Source organism: Kitasatospora purpeofusca, assembly GCF_036010405.1.
Lineage (GTDB): Bacteria > Actinomycetota > Actinomycetes > Streptomycetales > Streptomycetaceae > Kitasatospora > Kitasatospora purpeofusca.
Window position 1 is genome coordinate 6008087 of sequence record NZ_CP108561.1, and the last position, 15324, is coordinate 6023410.

16 protein-coding genes and 1 riboswitch are annotated in these 15324 nt (G+C 71.6%); of the genes, 3 read left to right on the forward strand and 13 right to left on the reverse strand.

The window, feature by feature from the left end:
• Positions 1 to 350: 350 nt before the first annotated feature.
• The gene (locus tag OG715_RS26420; protein ID WP_266271414.1) at positions 351 to 1871 is read left to right on the forward strand and encodes a sensor histidine kinase; all 1521 of its coding nucleotides are present in this window, start codon (positions 351 to 353) and stop codon (positions 1869 to 1871) included.
• Positions 1872 to 2301: 430 nt separating this feature from the next.
• Here OG715_RS26420 and OG715_RS26425 read toward each other — a convergent pair whose 3' ends face one another.
• Positions 2302 to 2553: a WhiB family transcriptional regulator gene (locus OG715_RS26425; RefSeq protein ID WP_014138019.1), complete on the reverse strand. Its 252-nt coding sequence runs from the start codon at positions 2551 to 2553 to the stop codon at positions 2302 to 2304.
• 368 nt (positions 2554 to 2921) lie between these two features.
• On the reverse strand, positions 2922 to 3893 hold the full coding sequence (locus OG715_RS26430) for a diacylglycerol/lipid kinase family protein (RefSeq protein ID WP_266271415.1): 972 nt from the start codon (positions 3891 to 3893) through the stop codon (positions 2922 to 2924).
• 50 nt (positions 3894 to 3943) lie between these two features.
• Between OG715_RS26430 and OG715_RS26435 the strand changes: the two genes are divergently transcribed.
• Complete coding sequence (locus tag OG715_RS26435) at positions 3944 to 4372, forward strand: hypothetical protein (protein ID WP_266271416.1); 429 nt, start codon at positions 3944 to 3946, stop codon at positions 4370 to 4372.
• Between the two features lie 80 nt (positions 4373 to 4452).
• On the opposite strand, the gene OG715_RS26440 is transcribed toward OG715_RS26435, so the two are convergent.
• The 7 genes from OG715_RS26440 to sodN all read right to left on the reverse strand — a co-directional run bounded on the left by OG715_RS26440 (position 4453) and on the right by sodN (position 10737).
• Positions 4453 to 5520 (reverse strand): RNA polymerase sigma factor SigF, encoded by a 1068-nt coding sequence (locus OG715_RS26440; RefSeq protein ID WP_266271417.1) that lies wholly within the window; start codon positions 5518 to 5520, stop codon positions 4453 to 4455.
• A 164-nt stretch (positions 5521 to 5684) separates the two neighbouring features.
• The gene (locus tag OG715_RS26445) at positions 5685 to 6095 is read right to left on the reverse strand and encodes an ATP-binding protein (RefSeq protein ID WP_030392862.1); all 411 of its coding nucleotides are present in this window, start codon (positions 6093 to 6095) and stop codon (positions 5685 to 5687) included.
• Positions 6096 to 6410: 315 nt separating this feature from the next.
• The gene (locus OG715_RS26450) at positions 6411 to 6887 is read right to left on the reverse strand and encodes a GNAT family N-acetyltransferase (RefSeq protein ID WP_266271418.1); all 477 of its coding nucleotides are present in this window, start codon (positions 6885 to 6887) and stop codon (positions 6411 to 6413) included.
• 92 nt (positions 6888 to 6979) lie between these two features.
• The gene (locus OG715_RS26455; protein WP_266271419.1) at positions 6980 to 7975 is read right to left on the reverse strand and encodes an ABC transporter substrate-binding protein; all 996 of its coding nucleotides are present in this window, start codon (positions 7973 to 7975) and stop codon (positions 6980 to 6982) included.
• Between the two features lie 133 nt (positions 7976 to 8108).
• Positions 8109 to 8879, reverse strand: coding sequence for an ABC transporter ATP-binding protein (locus tag OG715_RS26460; protein ID WP_266271843.1), 771 nt, complete (start codon positions 8877 to 8879; stop codon positions 8109 to 8111).
• Between the two features lie 20 nt (positions 8880 to 8899).
• Positions 8900 to 9991, reverse strand: a complete 1092-nt coding sequence (locus OG715_RS26465; protein WP_266271420.1) for a FecCD family ABC transporter permease — start codon at positions 9989 to 9991, stop codon at positions 8900 to 8902.
• A gap of 125 nt (positions 9992 to 10116) precedes the next feature.
• A riboswitch (cobalamin riboswitch) is annotated at positions 10117 to 10179 on the reverse strand.
• 162 nt (positions 10180 to 10341) lie between these two features.
• On the reverse strand, positions 10342 to 10737 hold the full coding sequence (gene sodN / locus OG715_RS26470) for a superoxide dismutase, Ni (RefSeq protein ID WP_030392857.1): 396 nt from the start codon (positions 10735 to 10737) through the stop codon (positions 10342 to 10344).
• A 330-nt stretch (positions 10738 to 11067) separates the two neighbouring features.
• Here sodN and sodX point away from each other — a divergent pair, with 330 nt between their 5' ends.
• Entirely contained in the window at positions 11068 to 11445 is a 378-nt protein-coding gene (gene sodX / locus OG715_RS26475) for a nickel-type superoxide dismutase maturation protease (RefSeq protein WP_078896343.1), read from the forward strand.
• 18 nt (positions 11446 to 11463) lie between these two features.
• On the opposite strand, the gene OG715_RS26480 is transcribed toward sodX, so the two are convergent.
• The 4 genes from OG715_RS26480 to OG715_RS26495 all read right to left on the reverse strand — a co-directional run bounded on the left by OG715_RS26480 (position 11464) and on the right by OG715_RS26495 (position 14941).
• Positions 11464 to 12051, reverse strand: a complete 588-nt coding sequence (locus OG715_RS26480) for a CGNR zinc finger domain-containing protein (protein ID WP_266271421.1) — start codon at positions 12049 to 12051, stop codon at positions 11464 to 11466.
• Positions 12052 to 12187: 136 nt separating this feature from the next.
• The gene (locus OG715_RS26485; RefSeq protein WP_323182166.1) at positions 12188 to 13000 is read right to left on the reverse strand and encodes an amino acid ABC transporter ATP-binding protein; all 813 of its coding nucleotides are present in this window, start codon (positions 12998 to 13000) and stop codon (positions 12188 to 12190) included.
• On the reverse strand, positions 12997 to 13947 hold the full coding sequence (locus OG715_RS26490) for an amino acid ABC transporter permease (protein WP_266271422.1): 951 nt from the start codon (positions 13945 to 13947) through the stop codon (positions 12997 to 12999). The genes OG715_RS26485 and OG715_RS26490 overlap by 4 nt, the downstream gene beginning before the upstream one ends.
• A 58-nt stretch (positions 13948 to 14005) precedes the next feature.
• On the reverse strand, positions 14006 to 14941 hold the full coding sequence (locus tag OG715_RS26495) for an ABC transporter substrate-binding protein (protein WP_266271423.1): 936 nt from the start codon (positions 14939 to 14941) through the stop codon (positions 14006 to 14008).
• Positions 14942 to 15324: the final 383 nt, after the last annotated feature.

Below are 15324 nucleotides of genomic sequence, written 5' to 3' on the forward strand. Positions count from 1 at the left end.
CTTCGCCTCCGGGGCGGAACGGGCCTGGAAAGCACTACGGGCCACGGCGCCGACACGGGACCCTCAACCCATGCGGCACCGCAGCCCGGAGCTGTCGTCGGGCGCCGTTTATGACCGAGAACTGTGCGGGGTCCTCGCTCGGCGGCGTCCGACCGAGAAGGGGCCTCGCGCGGTCAGGGCAGTTGCGCGGTGGGCCTCTCCTTGGTGCTCTTTCATTGTGGACTAGACCAATCTGGCTTGTCCAGGCCGGTCCGAAAATTGGTCTGGACAACTTGGGGGAGCGGTCGCGGCGCCCGCCGGCCGGGGGTGGGCCCGGGCCGTCCGCGCGCCCCTGGAGCTACGCTCAGCCTGTGCCCTCGCTGAACGAACTCGTCCGCCGCCACACCACCCTGACCGGTGCCGATGTGGAGTGGCTGCACATGCTGGTCTCGGAGTGGCAGCTGCTCTCCGACCTGTCCTTCGCCGACCTGGTCCTGTGGATCCCCACCTGGGACGGCATCCGGTACGTCTCGGTCGCCCAGATGCGGCCCAACACCGGCCCGACCTCCTACCAGGACGACATGGTCGGCCACCTCGTCCCGCGCGGCCGCCGCCCCCTGCTGGACGCCGCCTACGACGAGGGCCGGATCGTGCGCGAGGGCGACCCGGAGTGGCGCGAGGAGGTACCGGTCCGGGTCGAGTCCATCCCGGTGCGGCGCGAGGGCAAGGTGCTCGGGGTGATCGCCCGCAACACCAACCTGCTGACCGTCCGCACCCCCAGCCGGCTGGAGCTCACCTATCTGCAGAGCGCCTCCGACCTGGCCCAGATGATCGCCGCCGGCACCTTCCCCTACCCCGGGGTCGAGCAGACCGACATGGACGCCGCTCCCCGGGTCGGCGACGGCCTGATCCGGCTCGACGCGGACGGCGTGGTCACCTACGCCAGCCCCAACGCGCTCTCCGCCTACCACCGGCTCGGCCTCACCGCCGACCTGGTCGGCAGCCACCTGGGCCGGGCGACCGCCGAACTGGTGCCGCCCTCGCGGGCGGCCGTGCACGAGGCGCTGGTCAAGCTGGCGAGCGGCTGGGCGCCCAGACAGACCGAGGTGGAGGTCCAGGGCGGGGTGGTGACCCTGCGGGCCATCCCGCTCAAGCCCAAGGGCACCCTGACGGGCTCGCTGGTGCTCTGCCGGGACGTCACCGAACTGCGCCGCCGCGACCGCGAACTGATGACCAAGGACGCCACCATCCGGGAGATCCACCACCGGGTGAAGAACAATCTGCAGACGGTCGCCGCGCTGCTGCGCCTGCAGTCCCGCCGGATGGACTCGGAGGCCGGCCGGGCCGCCCTGGACGAGGCGGTGCGCCGGGTCGGCTCGATCGCGATCGTGCACGAGACGCTCTCCCAGGCGCTGGACGAGAAGGTGGCCTTCGACGAGATCGCCGACCGGGTGCTGGCCATGGTGGTGGAGCTGTCCCAGGACGGCCGGGTGGCGACCCGCCGCAGCGGCAGTTTCGGCATCCTCTCGGCCGAGGTGGCCACCCCGCTGGCGATGGTGCTCACCGAGCTGCTGCAGAACGCGCTGGAGCACGCCTTCGGGCCGAGCGCCTCCGGCAGCCTGGAGGTCAGCGCGCTGCGCGGCCGGGCGCCGGCCACCGGGATGGGCTGGTCGGACAGTTGGAACGGCGGGGCGCGGCCGGAGGAGTACCTGCTGATCACCGTGCAGGACGACGGCAAGGGCATGCCGGAGGGCTTCGACCCGCAGCAGGCGGGCAATCTCGGGCTGCAGATCGTCCGGACGCTGGCCACCGGGGAGCTGGGCGGCACCTTCGACATGGTGGCGGGTCCGAACGGCGGCACCAAGGTGATCCTGGAGATCCCGGTGCGCTGAGGCGTACCGGGGTGCGGGGGGAGCGTGCGACCGGCGTGAGCGCCGGTGGCCCGCTCCTTCACCACCGTCTGCGGGGCGAGGACGGCGCGGTGCGAGGACGGCGGGACAAAAACGAGGCCCTGTCGACCGGGGGGGGTGGGTCGACAGGGCCTCTCAACCCGTTCCGGCCGTCGGGGGGAGTCGGCCGGAACGGGGGCTCTAGTGATGCGCCACTCGCCGGTGCGTTGCACACGGTGAGCGCCACAGCTCCACAATATTGCTCTAAGTGAACAGTATCAAGTGGCTGGGCGGGCAAGTGTCGCAGGACCTTTTCGGGCAAGGCCCTTTGTACGGAAGGCTTCACCAGGAAGTGCAGGCGAAGCCTTTGATCATGTGTTGATCGGTACGGTGGTCACTGCTGGTACTACGGCGTGTGATCAGGCGGTGCGGGTCAGGCCGTGCGGGCGCGGTTGCGGGCGGCGCGGCGCTTCATCGCGCGACGCTCGTCCTCGCTCATGCCGCCCCAGACGCCGGCGTCCTGGCCGGTCTCGAGGGCCCACTGGAGACACTGCTCCATGACCGGACAGCGGCGGCACACGGCCTTGGCTTCCTCGATCTGCAGCAGAGCAGGACCGGTGTTCCCGATCGGGAAGAACAGCTCCGGGTCCTCTTCGCGGCAGACAGCGCGGTGGCGCCAGTCCATGGTCGTCCAACTCCTCCTGCCGACGGGGGTCACCCGCACGGCACATCGATGGCTTGTGAATGTGAACGCTTTCACGAATCCCGCAACAGCAAAAGAGACCAAAGGCCCATCGGGCCCGGGAGGTCTGTGCTGGGGAGGGATTCGGCGATTCGAGGGACACCCCGCGGTCGGCACCCAACAGGTTCTGAGGTTGCCGTCGCTGCGATGTGTCCCGATCGCCATGTAGAGGTTCGCAAACCTCGGGCCCGGATACAACCCCCTTCAGGAAGGAATTTTTGATTCTTCGGTGTCGCCTAGCTCACAGCCAGTACTTCTATGGAGTGAAGGGGGCTTGTGCGTTCGAGAAGAAGGGTGAAGAGCCCTTCTAGTCACACAATCACACGCAGTGCCCGCCGTACGCCTGTGAAACTGACGCGACTCCTGGACCCAAGGTGGTCCCCGTCGACCTGGAACGGGGCCGGTTCCTCCGAAACCAAGGTGAAGTGACGGACGTCGTGATAGGAGACGACGTGCTTCCCGGAGGGGCCCGGCGATGCGGCGCCGTCGCTCGAAGGCCCGTGCGACCGCAGGATCTGACGGACCGTTCGAGCAGTGCCGAACGCCGTCATCCGGGTGATGCCGAAGACGTCGAGGTCCGCGTCGAAGGAGGCCAGCGGAGAGGGGTAGACCGGGCGGTTGCCCAGGAACGTCCACGGTGAGGTGTTGCTGACTATCGCCAGGGCCAGGCCCGGCACCGGCCCTCGGCCCGCCATTTCCAAGGAAACCGGGCCTGATCTGCGCTGCTCACGCTGGGTGACGAAGTGGCGGAGCGCCTGGGTGACATAGAGCGCGTGAGTCGACTTGCGCCCCGCCCGGCGCTGCTCCTCGACCCGGCCGACCACTCCGGCGTCGAAGCCGAGCCCTGCGGTGAAGGTGAACCAGCGGTCCGGCAGCCCCTCGGTCATCGCCTTGCCCAGCCCGATCGGGCGCTCACGCCGGTTCTCCAGGGCGTCCAGCAGCGCTCCGGTCGCTTCCACCGGGTCGTTCGGCAGGCCCAGCGCGCGGGCGAACACATTGGTCGAACCGCCCGGGACCACGGCCAGCCGGGGGACCTTCTCGCCCGGGCCGTGCGAGAGCAGGCCGTTGACCGCCTCGTTGACGGTGCCGTCGCCGCCCAGGGCCACCACCAGGTCGACCGTGCCGTCCTCGACCGCCTCGCGGGCCAGGTCGCGCGCGTGTCCCCGGTACTGGGTCTGCGCCACCTCCAGCTTGAGGTCGCTGCGCAGGGCATGGATCAGGACGTCCCTGGTGCGACCGCTGGTGGTGGTCGCTTTCGGGTTGACGACCAGGAGAGCGCGCATGTGCTCAGCCTACGGGTCGGTACGGACCTCCCGGCGGCTACCCTGCTGGAGTGACCGCAGAATCCTCCGCACCCGTACCCGCGCCCGGTGCCGGCCGTCCGACCGCCCTCACCGTGGGCGCCGCCATCACGGCCGTCGCGGGCGCCGCGCTGGCCGTCGTGGGCGTCTGGGACATGGTCGCCGCGCTGTCCGGCCAGTCCAAGCAGCTCGCCCTGAACGAGTTCGGCGGCCTGGTGATCGTGCTGCTCGGCGTACTGCCGCTGTTCGCCGCCCGGGCCCTGCTCCAGGGCCGCCGCTGGGGCCGCAGCCCGGCCGTGCTGACCAACTCGATCTGCCTGCCGGTGGCCTACTACATGTGGCAGAGCGGCGGCACGATGGCCGCCGTCGGGGTGGGCGTCGGCCTGCTCGGCCTGGTCGGCATCGGGGCTCTGCTCAGCCCGAAGTCGACGGCGGCCCTCTACGCTCCGCACGAGGGCTGAGCGCGGAGGGCCGCCGCCTTTCCGGTACCGCATCCGACCGACGGCCGCCACCAGGCGGCCGTCGGTCCTGCTTTTCCGGCCTACTCCTCCACCAGCAGCTTCTCCCGCAGCTGCGCGAGCGTCCGGGCGAGCAGCCGGGAGACGTGCATCTGGGAGATGCCCACCTCGGCGGCGATCTGGGACTGCGTCATGTTCCGGAAGAACCGCAGCACCAGGATCTTCTGCTCCCGGGGCGGCAGTTGGGCGAGCAGCGGCTTGAGCGACTCGCGGTACTCGACGCCCTCCAGGGCCTCGTCGGTGGCGCCGAGGGTGTCCGCGACGGCCGGCGACTCGTCGTCGTTGTCCGGCACGTCCAGCGACAGCGTGGAGTACGCGTTGGCGGACTCCAGCCCCTCCAGCACGTCCTCCTCGGAGATCCCGAGGTGCTCGGCCAGCTCGTGCACCGTGGGGGAGCGGCCGTGCCGCTGGGAGAGCTCGCTGGTCGCCGTGGTGAGCGACAGCCGCAGCTCCTGGAGCCGGCGCGGCACCCGGACCGCCCAGCCCTTGTCGCGGAAGTGCCGCTTGATCTCGCCGACGATGGTCGGCGTCGCGTAGGTGGAGAACTCGACCCCGCGCTCGTGGTCGAAGCGGTCCACCGACTTGATCAGCCCGATGGTGGCGACCTGGGTGAGGTCGTCCAGCGGCTCGCCCCGGTTGCGGAACCGCCGGGCCAGGTGCTCGACCAGCGGGATGTGCATCCGCACCAGCTGGTTGCGCAGCTCGACGCGCTCCGGGGAGCCGTCGGGCAGCGCGGACAGCCGGACGAACAGGGCCCGGGCCGCCTCGCGGTCCGGGGCACCGCTGCGCTGCGGACCCTGGGCGGGCACCGCGGCGCGCAGCGCCCGGGCCGCCTCGTCGGCGGCCCCGTCCTCCGGGCCGTCGCTGTCCGGACCCCCGTCCGGGCGGTCGGCCGGCGGGAGGTCCGCGGCCGACGGCACGGGCGGGGGCGACTGATCGGGCGACGACTCGGGCGTCGGCTCGGTCGGCTGGCTCATCCGGTGGGCGTCCTTCGGGTGCGCTTCGTCGTTGGCGGCGAGGCCGGGGACGCTCGCCTGGGTCGGTACGGCAGGGCCCGCCGTCGCGAGGCCGGTACGGTCCAGATCACTCACGGCCATTCCCCCGTTCCGTTCCGGGAGCACCGGGACCGCCGGTCCCGGTTCGTCTCGATGGTCGTACCGCCGGGTGGGGGCGGTACCGGGAGCCGTCCGTCCGGCCCGGTGGTGCCGGGCGGACGGCCCATGTCAGGTACTGCTGCCGCGCTGCCGCGGCCGACCTAGTGGGCGGCGGAGCCGCCGCGCTTCTTGTGCAGGCTGATCGACACGGTTTTGTCCTCGGCGACCGAGGACTCGACCTCGCCGGCCAGCGCGGAGAGCACCGTCCAGGCGAAGGTGTCGCGTTCGGGCGCCCGGCCGTCGGTGGTGGGCGCCGAGACGATCACCTTGAGGGAGTCGCCGACCAGGCGGAACTCGCAGCAGAGGACCGAGCCGGGCACGGCCTGCTGGAGCAGGATGGCGCAGGCCTCGTCGACCGCGATCCGCAGGTCCTCGATCTCGTCCAGGGTGAAGTCCAGCCGGGCCGCGAGGCCCGCCGTGGCTGTACGCAGGACCGAGAGATAGGCCCCGGCCGCGGGCAGCCGGACCTCCACGAAGTCCTGGACTCCGGGCTCGCCGTCGATCTGGGACACCCTCACCTCCTGGGTGACGCGCTGTGCTTCCGGGCCGGTGGCCGCGGCACTGTCTGTTGCTTGGCTCAACTGCTTCGCCCCAACTGTCCAGAGGGGTGGTGCGGTACGTACCGGTCATACCCCTCGTGGGTCGCCCGGACGCCGCCGTCCGCCCGAGACGTTACCGCGTTCGTGCCCCGGAGCGGGAGTCACTCATGGTAAGGCATCGCGACTCAGGGTGGCAGGGGTTCGACGAGGACCGTGTGCGCCCTCCGCGTACGCCTCCGCGCGCCCGGTCCGGGGCGCCGGTTCGGCGCGTGCGGCTCGGTGCGCGGCTCAGCGGGTTCCGGCGGCGGTGAGCGCCTCTCCGGTGAGGCGGTAGACGGTCCACCCGTCCATCGGCACCGCGCCGAGCGCCTTGTAGAAGTCGATCGAGGGCCGGTTCCAGTCCAGCACCGACCACTCGACCCGGGCGTAGCCGCGCTCGACGGCGATCCGGGCGAGTTCCAGCAGCAGCGCCTTGCCGTGGCCGCCGCCGCGGGCGGTCGGGTCGACGTAGAGGTCCTCCAGGTAGATCCCGTGGCTGCCGCGCCAGGTGGAGAAGTTGAGGAACCAGAGCGCGAAGCCGACCGGCTCGCCGGTGGTGTCGTCCTCCGCGATCAGGCCGAACACGGCCGGCTGCTCGCCGAACAGGGCGGCCCGCAGCTGCTCCTCGGTGGCGATCGCCTCGTGCGCGGCCTTCTCGTACTCGGCGAGTTCGTGGATCATGCGGTGGATCACGGGGACGTCGGCGGGGACTGCGGTGCGGATCATGCCTTCGAGCGTACTTGGGCCGCCACGTTGCCGTCCCGCCCCGTTGCCGTCCCGCGCCCGGGACGGTGTCGGTGCCCGGGACGGCCGGTGCCTCAGCGGGCCGGGACGGTCCGCAGGTAGGCCGCCAGCGCGGTGACCGCGGCCGGGTTGCGGGGGCTCTCGACCAGGTCGACGTAGTCCAGGACGAAGATCCGGTCGTTGCGGACGGCCGAGACGCCGGCCAGCGGCGGGAAGGACTTCAGGAACTGCCGCTTCGCCTCGGCGTCCGGGGTGCCGTAGTTGTTGATCACGATCACCTCGGGGTCGCGCTCGACCACGGTCTCCCAGCCGACGGTGGTCCAGGAGTCGGCGAGGTCCCCGGTCACGTTCCGCCCGCCGGCCTTGGTGATGATCTCCTCCGGGGCGGCGAACCGGCCGGAGGTGTAGGGCTTGTCCTCGCCGCTGTCGTACAGGAAGACGCCCGGGCGGTACGCGGGCTCGGGGACGGCCGCGATCTCCGCCTTGAACCCGGCGACCAGGCGGTCCGCCCGGTCCCGGACGTCGAAGATCTCGCCCAGGTTGGTGAGGTCGGTGTACAGCGCGTGCAGCGGGGACATCACCCCGCGCTCCGTGCCCTTGCCGCTGCGGCAGGACTCGGTGAGCACGTAGGAGCCGATGCCGAGGCCGGCCAGGGCCTGCGGGGTGACGCCCGAGCTCTCGTCGAAGCCGTAGTGCCAGCCGGCGAACACCAGGTCGGCCTTGGCCTCCAGCGCGATCTCCTTGGTGATCTGCTTCTTGGAGAGCCACGGGGCGCGCTGGTAGGCGTCCTTCCAGGCGACCTTGTCCACCTGGCCCTTGTCGTCCGGCATCACGTAGCCGGCCATCCGGTCCTCCAGCCCGAGCGCGAACATCAGCTCGGTGATGCCGACGTCGTTCGTCACCACGCGGGCGGGCTTCTGCTTGAAGGTGACCGGGGAGCCGCAGTTGTCGACGGTCACCGGGTAGTGGGCGGAGGTCGCGGCGCCGTCGCCGCGCGGGGCGATCTCGGCGCCGCAGCCGGTGAGGGCGAGGGCGAGCAGGGCGGCGGAGGCAACGGCCTTGGTGCGCATGGTGGGTCCTCGGGGCGGTGGGCGGTCGGTCGTACGAAGGTCGGTCGTACCGGGAGACGGTCCGGACCGGGGGATCGGACGGGTCGGGACGGGAGATCGGACGGGAGATCGGGCCGGAGATCCGCCGGGCCGGTCAGGGCAGGCGGTCGAACAGCAGCTGGACGGCGCCGGTGACCGGGTGCCGGACCGGTGTCGCCCGGACCTTGAACACCTCGGCCAGCAGTGCCGGTTCGAGCACCTCGGCGGGCGGCCCCGAGGCGACGATCCGCCCCTCCGCGAGCACGTACAGCAGATCGCAGTGCCCGGCGGCCAGATTGAGGTCGTGCAGCGCGGTGAGCACCGTCGTCCCGGCCTCCCGGACCAGCGCCAGCACCTCCAGCTGATGGGTGATGTCCAGGTGGTTGGTGGGTTCGTCGAGCACCAGCACCCGGGGCTCCTGGACCAGCGCGCGGGCGATCAGCACCCGCTGCTTCTCGCCCCCGGAGAGGCTCAGGAAGCCCCGGTCGGCCAGGTGCCCGGCACCGACCCGGCCCAGCGCGGTGGCGCAGTGCTCCTCGTCGGCGGCGGACGGCCCGGCCAGGGCGCCGCGCCGGTGCGGCAGCCGGCCCATGCCGACCACCTCGGCGACGGTGAAGTCGAACTCGGCGGAGTGCTCCTGCGGCAGCGCCGCCACCCGCCGGGCGGCCTCGCGGGGGGCGAGCCGGTGGATCTCCTCGCCGCCCAGCAGAACGGCCCCGGCGGCGGGCCGCAGCGCTCGGTAGACGCAGCGCAGCAGGGTGGACTTGCCGCTGCCGTTCGGGCCGACCAGGCCGACCACCTGGCCGGCGGCGGCGGTCAGGGTGACCTCGTGGACCAGCCGGACGCCGGCCAGCTCGACCGAGACCCGGTCGACGGCGAGGTCCAGGGCCCCGGTGCCGACGGCGCTCACCGGTTGCCCCCGAAGGCGTAGCCGCGACGGCGCATCAGCAGCAGGAAGCAGGGCACCCCGACGGCCGCGGTGACCACGCCGACGGGCAGTTCGGCGGGGGCCAGCAGGGTGCGCGAGACGATGTCCACCCAGACCAGCAGCAGGGCCCCGGCGAGCGGCGCGATCAGCAGCAGCCTGCGGTGGCCGGCGCCGACCAGCATCCGGGCCAGGTGCGGGACCATCAGTCCGACGAAGCCGATCGCCCCGCTGACCGCGACCACGGTGCCGGTGACGGCGGCGGTCACCACGAACAGCGCGCGCCGCAGCCGGTCCGGGTCCACGCCGAGCGAGGCGGCCGTCTCGTCGCCCATCGCCAGCGCGTCCAGCTGTCCGGCGGCGCGGGCCAGGTACGCCAGCCCGGCCAGCACGGTGACGGCGGCGATCGGCACCGAGCCCCAGGTGGCCCCGCCGAGGCTGCCGAGCAGCCACATCATGGCCGAGCGGGCGGCCTCGCCGCGGGCGGCGGCGAAGACCATCAGCGTGGTCACGGCGGAGAAGCCGTAGGACATCGCGGTGCCGGTCAGCACCAGGCGCAGCGGGGTGAGCCCGTGGGCGGTACGGGCCGTCAGATAGACCAGCACCATGGCCAGCAGGGCCGAGACGAAGGCGGAGGCGGAGAGCGCCCAGACGCCGAGCGAGGCGAAGGCGCCGAACATCAGCACGGCGTTGGCGCCGACCGAGGCCCCGGAGGAGATGCCGAGCACGAAGGGGTCGGCGAGCGCGTTGCGGACCATCGCCTGGACGGCGACCCCGGTGGCGGCGAGTCCGGCGCCGACCACGGCGGCCAGGACGGCGCGCGGCAGCCGGATCTCCCAGACGATGGCGTACGCGGCGGCCTCGTCGGCCTCCAGCCGACCGCCCGTCAGGCCGGCGCCCAGGAGCCGCAGGACCTGGCCCCAGCCGAGGCCGGCGGAGCCCACCGCGACGGCGCAGACCAGCGAGCCGAGCAGGGCGGCGGCGAGTGCGGCGGCCAGGGGGAGGGCGGGGATCCGCCGGGGGCCCGGTGGGGCCGCGGCGGTGGCCGGTGCGGCCGCGGTGGTGCTGCTCACTGGTGGCACGCCTTGCCTCGGGCCGGGTACGGCGAGGGGCGGCGCGTCCGGGCGCGGGTGTGCCGGGGCGCCATCCCCTCGCAGTCCGCGGCGAGTTGTCGGGAGGTCGGCGTCCCCGGGCGATCGGGCTCACGGCCCGGTGGGCCGCTTACCGTTGCGGGTCAGCGCCGGATTCGCACCGGCTTCCCCCGCGGGACGCCCTGGCAGCATAACAAGCACTCGCGGCGTACGACCCTTACTGTTCGAACGGTCGTGCCCGTCCGGCTCCGCACGTTCCCGTCCGGCCCCGAACGCGCGACCGCCCCCGTCCGGATCCGGACGGGGGCGGTCGCAAGGTGACCGGGCGGGGATCAGCCCTGCTTGGTCTCCCAGAAGATCTTGTCGACCTCGGCGATGAGGTCGAGCAGCGCCTGGCCGGTGGCCGGGTCGGTGGACGCCTTGGCGGCCGAGGCGGCCTTCAGGGTGTCGTTGATGAGCTGGTGCAGCTGCGGGTACTTCTCGAAGTGCGGGGCCTTGAAGTAGTCGCTCCACAGCACCGAGATGTGGTGCTTGACGGCTTCGGCGCGCTGCTCCTTGATGATGACCGCGCGGGCGCGGAAGTGCGCGTCCTCGTTGGCCTGGTACTTCTCCTGGGTGGCCTTCACCGACTCGGCCTCGATCCGGGCCTGGGCCGGGTCGTAGACACCGCAGGGCAGGTCGCAGTGGGCGTGGGCGGTGGCGCGAGGTGCAAACAGACGAGAGAACATGGGAGTCCTTCCTTAGATCGTCTTCCCGCGCCCGAGGTTACCTGCCGGACCGTCCGGTTTCCCGGCCGGGCGGTGTGCCTAGGGCAAAAGACGGAGCCGGAACCGGATCAATCCGGACATCGGCGGCCGGCGGCCGGTGCGGCAGACTGGTGTGCGACAGCGCGACAGCAGGACAGCGCGACAGCAGGACAGCAGGGCACGGCGGGAGCCGGACGGGACACGGCGGGACGCGAGCCGGGAGGAGGAGCCGTGGCACGGAGCACGGAACCGGAGGACGGTCCGCCGGGCGGCGGCGCGCCGTTCGGGCTGATCGACGTGGCGGGCGACTCGATGGTGCCGACGCTGCGCGACGGGGACCAGCTGCTGGTCCGCTACGGCGCACGGATCCGGCCCGGCGCGGTGGTGGTGTTCCGTCACCCGTTCCAGCAGAACCTGCTGGTGGTCAAGCGGGCCGACGGCCGCCGCCCCAAGGGCTGGTGGCTGCTCTCCGACAACCGGCCGGTGGACAGCGACAGCCGCAGCTACGGCGCGGTGCCGGACGAGCTGGTGCTCGGCCGGGTGCTGCTGCGGCTGCGACCGCGCCCGGCCTGGCTGGCGCCCGGGCGGCGGCTGGAACGGCTGCTGCTGGCCGCCCCGCTGGCGCGGGTGCCCGGGCTCGCCCGACGCCTCGGCGTCTGGATCCGGCCGGAGGAACTCCCGGTCCGGTAGGGCGTGTGTCCCGCTCCGCTAGAGCCCGGCCGCCGCGGCCTCCTGGGCCTCCAGGCGCTTGCGGGCCCGGTAGGCGGCGACATTGGCGCGGGTGGCGCAGCGGTCCGAGCAGTACCGGCGGGACCGGTTGGTCGAGGTGTCCAGGTAGGCGTTGCGGCAGGGCGCGGCCTGGCAGATGCCGAGCCGGTCGGCGCCCAGCTCGGTCAGGTGGACGGCCAGGCCCATGCAGGCGACGGCGCTGTAGTGGGCGGTGGCGGTCGGCGAGTTGTCGGCGAGGTGCAGGTGCCAGCGGGGCCGGCCGGCTTCGTCGAGGTGGTCGTGCCCGGAGACCAGCGGGCTGACCGGGAACTCCATCAGCAGGCTGTTCAGCAGGTCGACGCTGCGCACCTCCTCGCCCTCGGCAGCGGACTCGAAGACCCCGCGCAGCCGGGTGCGGACGGCCCGCAGCCGGGGCACGTCCGCTTCGTCGGCGAGGTCGCGGGCGCGCGAGGCGTCCGAGAACAGGGCGCGCACCCCGTCCACCGAGGTCAGCGAGTCGGTGCCGCGCTCGGGCTCCTCGGTGTTCACCAGCCGGACGGCCAGATCGGCGTACGAGGCGAGCTCCACGGTGGTCCTTCCAGAGATCGGTAACAGGCTGATTGCCTCCAGCCTATTACCCGCAGGGTGAAAGCGGGAAAAGCGCGGCGCCCGGCAGGTTTCGCCTGCCGGGCGCCGTCCGCGGGTGCGCTCGGAGCGCCCCGGATCAGAGCACCTTGGAGAGGAAGGCCCTGGTCCGCTCGTGCTGCGGATTGCCGAGGACCTCGCGGGGGCTGCCGGACTCGACCACCACACCGCCGTCCATGAACACCAGCGCGTCGCCGACCTCGCGGGCGAAGCCCATCTCGTGGGTGACCACGATCATGGTCATGCCCTCCTCGGCGAGCCCGCGCATGACGTCGAGGACCTCGCCGACCAGCTCGGGGTCGAGCGCCGAGGTCGGCTCGTCGAAGAGCATCAGCTTGGGCTTCATCGCGAGCGCCCGGGCGATCGCCACCCGCTGCTGCTGGCCGCCGGAGAGCTGGGAGGGGTAGTTCCCGCTCTTGTCGGCCAGGCCGACCCGCTCCAGCAGGGCCATCGAGCGCTCCCTGGCCTCGGACCTGGACTCGCGCTTGACCTGGACCGGCGCCTCCATCACGTTCTCCACCGCGGTCATGTGCGGGAAGAGGTTGAAGCGCTGGAACACCATGCCGATGTCCCGCCGCTTGAGCGCGACCTCGCGGTCCTTGAGCTCGTAGAGCCTGTCGCCCCGCTGCCGGTAGCCGACCATCTCGCCGTCCACCCAGAGGCGGCCGCCGTTGATCTTCTCCAGGTGGTTGATGCAGCGCAGGAAGGTGGACTTGCCGGAGCCGGACGGGCCGACCAGGCAGAACACCTCGCTCTGCTTGACCTCCAGGTCGATGCCCTTGAGCACCTCGACCAGGCCGTAGGACTTGCGGACGCCCTCGGACTTCACCATCGGGCCGCCGCCCGGGCCGCCACCCGGTTCGTCGGCGGGGGTCTTGGTCAGGTCGGTCATGCGTGGCCACCTCCCTCGAGTCCGGGGACCACGTCGTTCTTGGCCTTCGGGGTGGGCCTGCCGCCGATCAGCAGCCGCACCCGCTGGATCGGCGTGGGCGGCAGGGTCCGGTTCGCACCTCGAGCGTAGTGCCGCTCGATGTAGTACTGCCCCACGGTGAGGATCGAGGTCATGAGCAGGTAGTAGATGCTGACCGCGACCAGGACCGGGATGGTCTGGAAGGTCCGCGAGTAGATGTCGTGGCCGGCCGTGAACAGCTCGGCCAGCGAGATGACCTGGACCAGCGAGGTGGTCTTGAGCATCGAGATGGTCTCGTTGCCGGTCGGCGGGATGATCACCCGCATCGCCTGCGGGAGCACGATCCGGCGCAGCGTGGCCGAACGGCTCATGCCGAGCGCGTGGGCGGCCTCGGTCTGGCCCTCGTCGACGGACTGGATGCCGCCGCGGACGATCTCCGCCATGTACGCCGCCTCGTTGAGGCCGAGGCCCAGCAGGGCGGCGGTGAAGGTCGGGATCAGGGTGTTGGTCGACTCGGACCAGAACTCGGGCCCGAACGGGATGCCGATCGACAGGTTCGGCCACAGGGCGCCCAGGAAGTTCCAGAACACCAGCTGCACCAGCACGGGGGTGCCGCGGAAGATCCAGATGTAGAACCAGGCCGTCCCCGACAGCAGGGGGTTCGGCGAGAGCCGCATGATCGCGAGGAGCACGCCGCCGACCACGCCCATCAGCATGGACAGGGCGGTCAGTTCGAGCGTCACCCAGATTCCGTGGATGATCTGCTCGTTGGTGAGCGTGTCTCTGACGACGTCCCACTGGAACGCGGGGTTGAAGATGAGGGCGTGGAGCAGCATCGCCGCGAGAACGACGATGACTACTGCTCCGGCCCAGCGTCCGGGGTGGCGCACCGGGACGGCCTTGATGGTCTCAGGCCGTCCCGATTTCACCGCCCCCTGCTCGGAAGATTTCACCTTGGGGCCTCAGGGGGTGTGGTGGTGCGGAGGATCAGCTCTTGGCGGCGTTGATCTCGGACTTGTCGATCGCGCCGGCCTCGACGCCCCACTTCGCCAGGATCTGCTTGTAGGTGCCGTCGGCGATCAGCGACTGGACGGCGCCCTGGACGGCGGGGGAGAGCGGGGAGCCCTTGTCGACGACGACGCCGTAGGGCGCGCTGTCGTAGGTCTCGCCGAGCTTCTCCAGCTGGCCGTTGGTCTGCTTGATCGCGTAGTCGACGACCGGGGAGTCGGCCATCATCACCTGGTCGCGGCCGGAGACCAGCGCGGTGGTGACGTCGGTCTGGAGGGTGAACTTGTCACCGTCGTTGGGGATGGCCGGCTTGCCCGCCTTGGTGCACTCCGGGTTGCGGACGTCGGTGATCTCCTGGGCCTGGGTGGTGCCGGTCTGGACGGCGACCTTCTTGCCGCAGAGGTCCTTGGGGTCGATCTTGTCCGGGTTGCCCTTCTTGACCGCGACGGCGCTGCCCGCGGTGAAGTAGGTGACCATGTCGACGGTCTGCTCGCGCTCCTTGGTGTCGGTGAAGGAGCTCATGCCGAGCTGGTACTTCTTCGCCGTGATGCCCGGGATGATCGAGGTGAAGTCGGCGTTCTGCACATCGGCGGTCAGGCCGAGCTTCTTGGCGATCGCGTTGGCCAGGTCGACGTCGAGGCCGACGATGTTGCCCTTGTCGTCCTTGAACTCGTTGGGCGCGTAGGAGGCGTCGGCGGCGACGATCAGCTTGCCGGAGGACTTGATGTCGGCGGGCACGAGCCCGGCGAGCGCGGGGTCGGCGGACACGGCGGCGACGCTGACGCTGGGGTTGGCCGCACTGCTGCCGCCGCTGGAGGAGGACTTGCTGCTGCCGCAGGCGGTCAGCACGAGCGACGCGGACGCGAGCACCGCCGCTGAGGCGAGGAGGCGGGTGCGCTGGGTACGGGCGATCATGGGGGATCTCCTCCTGAGGGAGAGGTCGGACGGGCGTGCCACGGGGGAGCGACGCGCCGGAGCAGCGGCCGTACGGCGCTGTACGGCCGGGGCAGCGAGAACACACGCAGGGGTGGTGCCGGGTACTGCTCTCCGCCACCGTCCGCCGAGGTGGGCGTTGACCGAACCGCCTCGACCAGTGGCCGGCTCGATCCGAGATGGGGGGAATCCTGCCATCTGATGACGCTCGGGTGGCCCTCATTCAGATCAAAATCGGATAACGGGGGGCCGTGCCGTCCGCTATTCGGACTAATACCGTGTCCCTGTCACCCTGCGTATAAGTATGCAGATCTCCCTGCGGTCCGCCCGGAGGCCCGGCCGCGCACTCGCCCGATCGTGCGCCC

Excerpts from the sequence above, each read along its gene's own strand:
- OG715_RS26485 (WP_323182166.1), bottom strand. The coding sequence starts at position 13,000 with ATGACCGACCTGACCAAGACCCCCGCCGACGAACCGGGTGGCGGCCCG.
- OG715_RS26455 (WP_266271419.1), bottom strand. The coding sequence starts at position 7,975 with ATGCGCACCAAGGCCGTTGCCTCCGCCGCCCTGCTCGCCCTCGCCCTC.
- OG715_RS26430 (WP_266271415.1), bottom strand. The coding sequence starts at position 3,893 with ATGCGCGCTCTCCTGGTCGTCAACCCGAAAGCGACCACCACCAGCGGT.
- OG715_RS26495 (WP_266271423.1), bottom strand. The coding sequence starts at position 14,941 with ATGATCGCCCGTACCCAGCGCACCCGCCTCCTCGCCTCAGCGGCGGTG.
- sodX (WP_078896343.1), top strand. The coding sequence starts at position 11,068 with ATGGTGCCGACGCTGCGCGACGGGGACCAGCTGCTGGTCCGCTACGGC.
- OG715_RS26425 (WP_014138019.1), bottom strand. The coding sequence starts at position 2,553 with ATGGACTGGCGCCACCGCGCTGTCTGCCGCGAAGAGGACCCGGAGCTG.
- OG715_RS26450 (WP_266271418.1), bottom strand. The coding sequence starts at position 6,887 with ATGATCCGCACCGCAGTCCCCGCCGACGTCCCCGTGATCCACCGCATG.
- sodN (WP_030392857.1), bottom strand. The coding sequence starts at position 10,737 with ATGTTCTCTCGTCTGTTTGCACCTCGCGCCACCGCCCACGCCCACTGC.